Source organism: Synechocystis salina LEGE 00031 (genome assembly GCF_015207985.1).
Classification (GTDB): Bacteria; Cyanobacteriota; Cyanobacteriia; order Cyanobacteriales; family Microcystaceae; genus Synechocystis; species Synechocystis salina.
This window is the reverse complement of record NZ_JADEVV010000088.1, coordinates 1-8,032: the sequence shown is the minus strand read 5'-3', so window position 1 is coordinate 8,032 and position 8,032 is coordinate 1. Positions and strand designations below refer to the sequence as shown.

The following is an 8,032-nucleotide window of genomic DNA, read 5'->3' as shown; positions in this document are numbered from 1 at the left end:
ACAGTTCACTATACGTGTCTACACATTGTACTGTCTTTTTCGCTTCTCTTACCTTCGTCATACTCCCTCCAAGCTTTCCAGCCTTTTATCTCCATTCTAATTCACCCATTTTGATGAAAGAGGGATATTGATCGCCATGGCCTTGATAAAATCGCTCGAATAGATTGGGCAGATCATAATCAGGAATGCCCCGTCCTTCATCGACAATTTGCACCTGGAAATAATGGCACTGTTCTTTTAAGGAGTGAATTGGCAAAAGCCTCTACAGGTAAGGATTTCTGCAATTTCGACAGGGCGGTCAATAAAGCCCATGGCCATAGCCGGAGTGGTATTTTTCTCCAGACTTCCATGAGGACGGAACCAGTTGTGTAGTAACCTCTGTACGTTAAGGGCTCTCTGTAATCCCTCTAGTTCCTTGGCATAGTGGTTTTGACCCTGGTGTTCTCAATCATGCCATGGGGGTTCCGCTACGCTCGTTGAATCGACGACCACATTCATTGCACAAATAACTTTGCACTATCTGTCCCGCCTTCAGCTTCTTTCTTCCATTTTTCACTACCCGTTCACTTTCACATTACACACAGTTCATTTTTTTTAACCTTATACTGCGTAACCATTCTAGCTCTCACTCCCTAAGCAGACAGTGCCAATATTTTGGAGCTTACGGCTAGCAAGGGCTAAAACCGTTTTTGAAATTCCACTATGCCCCGGCTGTCGTCTTGGAAATTGCTGGAACCCCGGATCACCGTGCTGTCGTTAACTCGGTATTCCAAGCCCCACTGGGGTAGGCGATCAGAGTTGATGATTTTTTGCACCGAAACTCCCAATTGGGGGGTGATGTCAATGCCAGCCTCCGCCGCTACTCCGATTTGATTGCCCTGGAGGCGATCACCTTCGTTCATTAAGGGGGTGGAAAAAATGCGAAATTCACTTAGCCCCAAGGCCTCACCAATGCGTCCCTGGACGGGCCCCAACACTGCCGATCCAGCCAAATTAGCTAGCCCCACCGTAGTTTGGGTACTATCCTGGCCCAGGGTACTGAGCACACCGCCCCCCAGCAGGGTAATGATTTCCTGGGGCGATCGCCGGGGCGTACTGGTTAACTGGATATTTTGGTTGATTTCACTGGCGTAGCCATTGATGTGGGCTTGGATGCGCACTGTTTGCAGGCTGTCCTGGGTGGCACTGAAGGGTTCTGGCACCTCCGAAGAAAGGGGACTGTGGTTGGTGATGTTGCGGCTTGTTTCACTGACGGAACTGAGCAAATATAAATCTAGATAGGGGTCTAGACCCCGCTGGGGCAGAAAATAAACGCTGTTATTTTGGTTATTATCCAACCTTAATTGGCTGGCAAACAGATTTACCTGGCCCCCTTTGAGTTTAATTTCCCCCTCAGGACGCAAATTTTGCGGTGTACCATTCAGCATCACTTGGCCACTGGCGGCAAAATCGAGAAAGGGTAAATTTTGCACCCGGACATTTTCCGCCAACACGAGGCTTAAATTGTTGAACCTCAAACCTTGATGGGAAGGAGCACCAGAACCCAGAGCAGGCAGAGTTTGTCCCACGGAAATATTGCCATTGCCCAGGGCTAACTGACCTCCCACCTGGGGGGCGATCGCCGTGCCGGTAATTTGCACCAATCCCCCCAGGGCTCCTTGGTACAGACTGGGCACATCCACCGCTAAATTATTCAGGCTCAGTTGTAAACCTTGGTCCAGATTGGGTAAGGGATTTTGTAGGGGTAGACTGCCCACCATGGCTAAACTGCCGCCACTGATTTGCCCGGTTAAATTGGTCACCTGGAGCGTATTCAAGTCCGCCACAATATTGGCATTGACCTGGGTTAGGGGCTTATCTGGTAACATCTGAGCGGCGATCGCCCCATTTTGGATGGTAATTTCCCCCAACCCTTGGAGTTGGTACAGGGCTTGGTTATAGGGATCAAGGCGGCCCAACAAAGCTAAATCCACTTCCCCCTGGCCGCCTAGCCAACTTAATTGCCCATGGCTGAATAGGTTAATCAACTTCAGACTGTCATTTTTTAACTTTAATGCCAGGGAAAAATGATTACTGTTGGGAGCTTGACTGGCAAAGGGAAAGACATAGGGAACACTGCCCTGTAGTTGCAGCGGTTCCGTGAGGGAATTAACCAGACTTTGTAATTGAAAATCTAAACGACCGGCTTGGTAACTAAAATCTCCCTCGGTTTTTTCCAGGGCCAAGGGGCCAAAACGATTATCTTTAATCTGCACTTTGCCCTGAAATTGGGGGTTCTGCCGGCTACCCTGGAGGCGAAAATCAGCAAATACATCCCCTGCCGGAGCGAGGTGGGCAGGGAGGTGCAAAATTTTGGCCAAGGGGCCAAGGGGTAGTTGATGGAGTTGAATTTGCCCCTGTTGCCCCTCCGGCCTCAGTGACCCAGTGACCCGCAAAAATCGATCGCCAGTGCGTAATTCCAGGGGAGCAAGGCTGAGGTTATCCCCCTGCCAGCGCCCTGCCAGTTGCAATTGCTCCAGGCCATGGTCGCCCCACTGCCAATGTTGGCCCAACAAATTAAAGTTGGCCGCCAGGGGAGAATCCCCCCGTTTCTCCACGGTGATTTTGCCCTGCAATTGTCCCTGCAGTTGGTCTAAATCTGGTAAAGAGTCCTGATTCGTCTCCGTTGACGTCAAGCTAGTTTCACTCAGGGCCAGTTGCTTAAATTGAGTCGCCAGGTCGTCCAGGGCATTGCCCACACTAACCAACGGCGGCAAATTTTCTTGGTCCAAATCTTGCCCCATGGCACCGTACAGATCCTTCGCTGTGCCATAAGAGGGAGGCTGAAAACCCCGACCAAAATCTTCCCAGGTGAACAGTTGCAGAGCCGTTAAAACATCTTCAATCCGGCTTTGACGGAAACTAATTTCCCCGCCCCACTGGGGTTGATTGCCTTGGAAATCAGCTTGCCCCTGGATTAAAACCGTACTCTGGCCATGGCGCAAACGACCACTGTCCACCGTTAATTGCCCCTGGCCGTAGCTAAAATTACCAGCCAAATCCTGGGCACTAAAATTGCCCCAACGGGGTTGCTGGATATTAACCCTAGTGGCGATCGCCGTTTTTTCGGCCAGGTCAAGCTGAAAATGCCCCGATAGTTGTCCTCCCCAAGGTTGACTCTGGAGTTTTGCCAAGGAATCGGTTAAAGAATTGTCCCCATTAGACACAAGGGTTAGGGCTAAGGGCAGACTATTTTGTAAAGCGTCCAGAGGCAAAGAACGGGCCGTTAAAGACCACTGGTTAGCCTGTTTTTGCCCTGCTAGTTGCCATGGGCCCCGCTCCCATAACACCGCTGTGGGTTGTTGTGTAGGGTCTAAACTGAGGCGAATTTGTTCTCCTTCCCCATGGAGAGCTAATTGTACGCCTTGCAGATCTTTTTTCACCTCACCGCTTAAAAGGGACGCAAACTTAAACTCCCCTAACTGCAAACGGTGCACCGCCAATTCTCCTTGCCATTGGGGTTGGGGGCCAGAGCCAGTCACCTGCCCCTTAAAATCTAAATTTCCCGACCATGGAGCTGCCTGGGGAGCGGGAATGATTTTGTCTAGGGGTAACCCTGTGGTTTCCACCTGGAGGTCCATGGCTTTTATTCCCGCTTGGAAATTAAAACCAGGTTTAACGTCAGCAATGGCAATTTGGACATTTCCCTGGGCTTGCAAACCCTTGCTACGGAGTTGGCTCAATTTAAGCTGGGAACCCTGCCAGTCAAAGGCCACAGTGACGGGGTCCGATAATAATTGCCACCCCTGGGAGCTAGTCAAATTTCCTTTTAAGTTTTTTAACTGAGCTGTTTCCCCAGTCCATTGCCCCGTTAACTTCAATTTCCCCGCCACCTGCCCCGGTTGGCTGATCCGCAAAGCCTGCCAATCTATGCTCTCCGTGCTCAGTTGGGCGGTGAAGTTTTCCTCCCCCAAAGTAAATTGTTGGATGTCCACCGTTCCCTTGGGAGAGCGCCATTGCCCCGAACCGGCCAAATTCCATTGGTGCATGGGTTGGTCAAGGTGCCCTTTACCAGTCCAGTTGCCAGCTAAAGTTCCTGACCAGGATCCATCCATACCGGGCAAGGTTGCCAAGGCAATATTTTTCGCCGCAAACACCCCTTGCCATTGTTTCCCCTGGAGTTGAAATTGGTCGATCGCCACTGCACCCTGGGGTAAAGTCACTTGCCCTTGGCCCTGTAATTGCAACGGCGACTGATATTGTTGATTTCCCTGGGCCCACACCTGGGCCTGGAGTTTACCCTGCTTCAAACTATCTGGGATTGATGCTGTGTCTAAATTCCCTAGGGATAAATTTTGCAGTTGAAAATGGCCTTGCCATTGCCCCCCTTGGTAAACAAAGTCTTCGGTTTTAACTAATCCCCCCGCTAGGGCAAAATTGCCTTGGGCCTGGGCTTGCCAAGTACGGGGTTCGGATAATTTTCCCGTGATTTGAGCTTGCCCTGATAGGGGTAACACTGGGGGCAATGGGGCGCTTAAATCCCCCTCCAACCAGGGTTGCACATCAACATTTTCAGCCTGAACTTGCAGTTGGAACGGTTGCCAATCTAATTTATTACCCTTCCTCTGGGCTTGAATTTGCCCTGAGCCGCTCAAGTTGCCGCCGCTGCGGGGTAGGGCCTGAAAATTTTTCACCACCACCCGATCGCCTTCTAGGTTGAGGTGAGCTTGGAGATCCTGTAGGGCGAGGTTTTCGATCTGGAGGGGATTTTTGCCTGCTTTTTGCAGGTCAACCCTAATCTGGGGATTTTCCAATGGCCCTTGGATGGCCACAGTGGAACTTAATTGACCGCTAATGGGGACAGTGGCGGGGGGAAACTGTAACCCCTGGAAAATTTTACCAACGGCCAACGGCGCTGTGGCGATCGCCAGGTTGAAGCCATCTTGCCAATCAATGTAACCTCGACTTTGAGCCTTAATTTCCCCCAATTGTCCTTGCACTTGCCCCAGTTGAATTTTGCGACCCTGGAAAATGAGGGGGCCATTAATGGCAGTGAGGGGGCGGGCCAGTTGGGGCAGTTTCAGACTAGCTTGGTGTAAATCTACTTCCCCATCGAGGGAAACCAGTTGTTGATCTTCAATGGCGATCGCCAGTTCACTATCCAGACTACCCCCTCGAAAATCCAGGGGCAGGGGCAAAATTTCCCTGAGGGGAATGAGGGGTAAATGGTGACTTTTGACCAGGAGTTGCCAGCTTTCCTGGGCTGGGTCAATACTGCCTTCCACCAGTAGACGACTGCGGCGCTCCACCAGGGGTAATAGTTGACCTTGGAGGCGAAAATGGAAAATATCTTGGCTCGATTCTTGCCAAAATTGGCCATCGTTTAATCGCAATTGAATGGGTTGATTGAGCGCTTGGCGATCGTTGCGACTAACCACAGTGCCCCGACCCCGACGAACAATTAATTTTTCCAATTGAAAGGGAAAATCATCCGTCAGTTCTCCTATTTCCGTATGCCACCACTGGCCCGATCGCCCCTGTTCAACATAGGCTTGGGGTTCTACTGCGGTGATAGTCAGCCCGAGATGTTCATCTTGGAGATATTGCCAGGGGTTATAGCTAATTTTTAAACCCTGGAGTTGCACCCAGTTGGGGTCGCTAGGGGTGGCCGGAATGCTAGTGGCACCAAATTCTAGATGGGTGAGGGAAACACTGGTCAATGGCCCCAATTCCACCGGGCGATTTAAAAAATGTTCCACCGCTTGCCCCACCAAGGGGGAGACGTTTCGCTGTACCCAATAATGGCCGTAGGTTGCGGCCCCGGTGATCGCCACCACTACACCACTGCCGAAGCCCACCACCATTGGGCAGGAAAAAAACGCCCTGGAATGCTTAGCCAACCGGGGCAACCCCAAGGGGGACTCAGACTTTTGGCGATCGGTGACCATAATTTCAGGTGCTATTTAATCCCCACAACCACCCTGCTAGGCTAACACTAGCCAACGAAATCCCGAGCAAACTAGATTAATCCCAGCACCACCACTACCCCAGGGAGACGGAATAGAACCTTGCTCTGGTTCCCCTGGCCCTAGGCTTTCCGCTGTTGAAATTGGCCGGAGAGAATTAACCAAGCCGGTGGATCAACCAATGTTGTCAGGCATAAACGGCCCAGGGGCTAAATTTGCAAAATTCCCTCGGGCATCACCGTCAACAATTCCCGCCGTTGCAAACCTTCTTGGTGACAGATGGCGTTGGCCGATAATAATCCACTGCTGATGGCCCGCTCCATCAAGCCGCAGGGAAAGGGCATTTTCACCCAATCCCCAGCGAACAAAAGATTGGCCACCGCAGTTTCTGTCTCCGGGCGATCGCCGTAGCTGTTGGGAGGAAACCCGGAAAAATTCTTTTGGTTGACCAATTCTCGATGTAGCAGGTTGGCAGTGGCTAGGGAGGGGACAATTTCGTACAATTCCTGCTCAAAGGTGATTAACAAATCCCCTTGGGTAGGAAACTCTTTCTCTTTGTAACAATAGGCGTGTAACTCCACCACACTGCCCCCGGTGCGCTCTGCCCAGGCAATAAATTGATTTTGGATGCGGTGATAGAGGGTAATGCTATCGGTCAAACGATAACCGGACAGGGAGGCAAAATTACTGTGGGCCCATTCAAAATCTTGGTCAAACCAAAACCGGGCCACCGCAAAGGGATCCGCCACGGCTAATTGTTTTACTTGTTGCACCAATTGGGGACTAACATCTCCCTCCAGGCGATCGGCCAGGTTTTTCATGCCCACCACGTCCGCCGCCAGCACATAATAATCTGCCTTGAGGGTTTGCTCCGCTGGTTTACCCTTGCTGCGGGAAACTAACTGTACTTCCTTGGCACTGCTCCCCGGTTTAACGGCAAACTTGGCCAAGTTACGTTTGGCCGGCCCCTGGATCACTTGACCATCGGCATCATACACAGCGCCATGGCAAGGACAGATGAATTGGCCGTTTTCCTGTTTGGCAACGGTACAACCCTGGTGACTACAGGTGAGGGATAAAGCTTCTTTTCCTTCTGGCTTAGTCCAATAAACCCGATCGCCAGCGCCGTAATAAACATCCTCCCCCGGGCTTGCCTGGGAGAGCAACTCATTGCGGGGCACAGTAAAGGGCACATCGCTGACGGGATCATCCCCCTGCACATACTGGAGAGATTGGATTAAACCTTGATCACAGTTAATCGCACTAACGGTGGCTTCGGTGATAATTTCTCCTCCATGGGCTTTGATGGACTCCACCATGGGCATGACTAAACTAGTCACCATGTCGTCCTTGGTGCCGTTGAAAGCTAGGCCTTCAGGATTGCCGAAAAAGTAAAAGTGGAAAAACTGCATCAATTCCCCCGCACTCAATACATCGGGGGCATTCAAGCTAGATTTGGCAAAGGGCAGAAAGTAAAGATCGTACAAACCCTGGGGAAATCCCTTCGCCACCCAATCACTGACAGTGATGCCATCCAGTTGGTCATAGCTTTTGGGAATTTGGAATCCCGTAATGGCCCGAAAAACCTGCCAATGGGAAGGCTTGGTTAAATTAATGCCCCAGCGCAACCGATTGGGGGAAGAAATGGTCAGATCAACAATGTTCCAGGGAAAGGCGGAATGGCTCGGACGAAATACCTCCGGCTCGTAGCCTTCTTTAAACACCAAAGAGTAGAAATCCAGGGAACGGAAATTATCGGCGATCGCCAACTCGTTAACAATGCTTTTGAGGTTGTAATACTGGGGAAAAAAGCCGTGGAAACCATGCTCCATCTGAAAGGTTTCTTCCCCCACCTGGATGGGCCAGCCCGCCACCTTACCGCCCAAATTGGGTGATTTTTCCAACAGGGTAACCTTAAAGCCCCGCTTGCTTAGTTCATAGGCTGAAGCTAAACCAGCCAAACCGGCCCCCACCACCACCACGGACTTGGGTTGGGATAAATATTGCGGTAAATCTAGGCGATCGCTATGGTATCGAGCGGGTTGGGGCTTAGCTAAGCGGGAATAACCAATGGCCCCTCCCAGGGT

General features: G+C 51.2%; 3 protein-coding genes and 1 pseudogene. All 4 read right to left on the bottom strand.

Annotation, left to right across the window (positions count from 1 at the left end; all coding sequences use genetic code 11):
- Positions 1 to 85: 85 nt before the first annotated feature.
- Entirely contained in the window at positions 86 to 256 is a 171-nt protein-coding gene (locus IQ217_RS18310; protein WP_228024281.1) for an ATP-binding protein, read from the bottom strand.
- A 195-nt stretch (positions 257 to 451) separates the two neighbouring features.
- Positions 452 to 574 (bottom strand): annotated as a pseudogene (locus tag IQ217_RS19565) (IS1/IS1595 family N-terminal zinc-binding domain-containing protein); the annotation flags it as partial.
- A 103-nt stretch (positions 575 to 677) separates the two neighbouring features.
- Complete coding sequence (locus IQ217_RS18305) at positions 678 to 5,927, bottom strand: translocation/assembly module TamB domain-containing protein (protein ID WP_194021330.1); 5,250 nt, start codon at positions 5,925 to 5,927, stop codon at positions 678 to 680.
- A 227-nt stretch (positions 5,928 to 6,154) separates the two neighbouring features.
- On the bottom strand, positions 6,155 to 8,032 hold a 1,878-nt coding region (locus IQ217_RS18300; protein WP_194021319.1), incomplete at its 5' end, for an FAD-dependent oxidoreductase.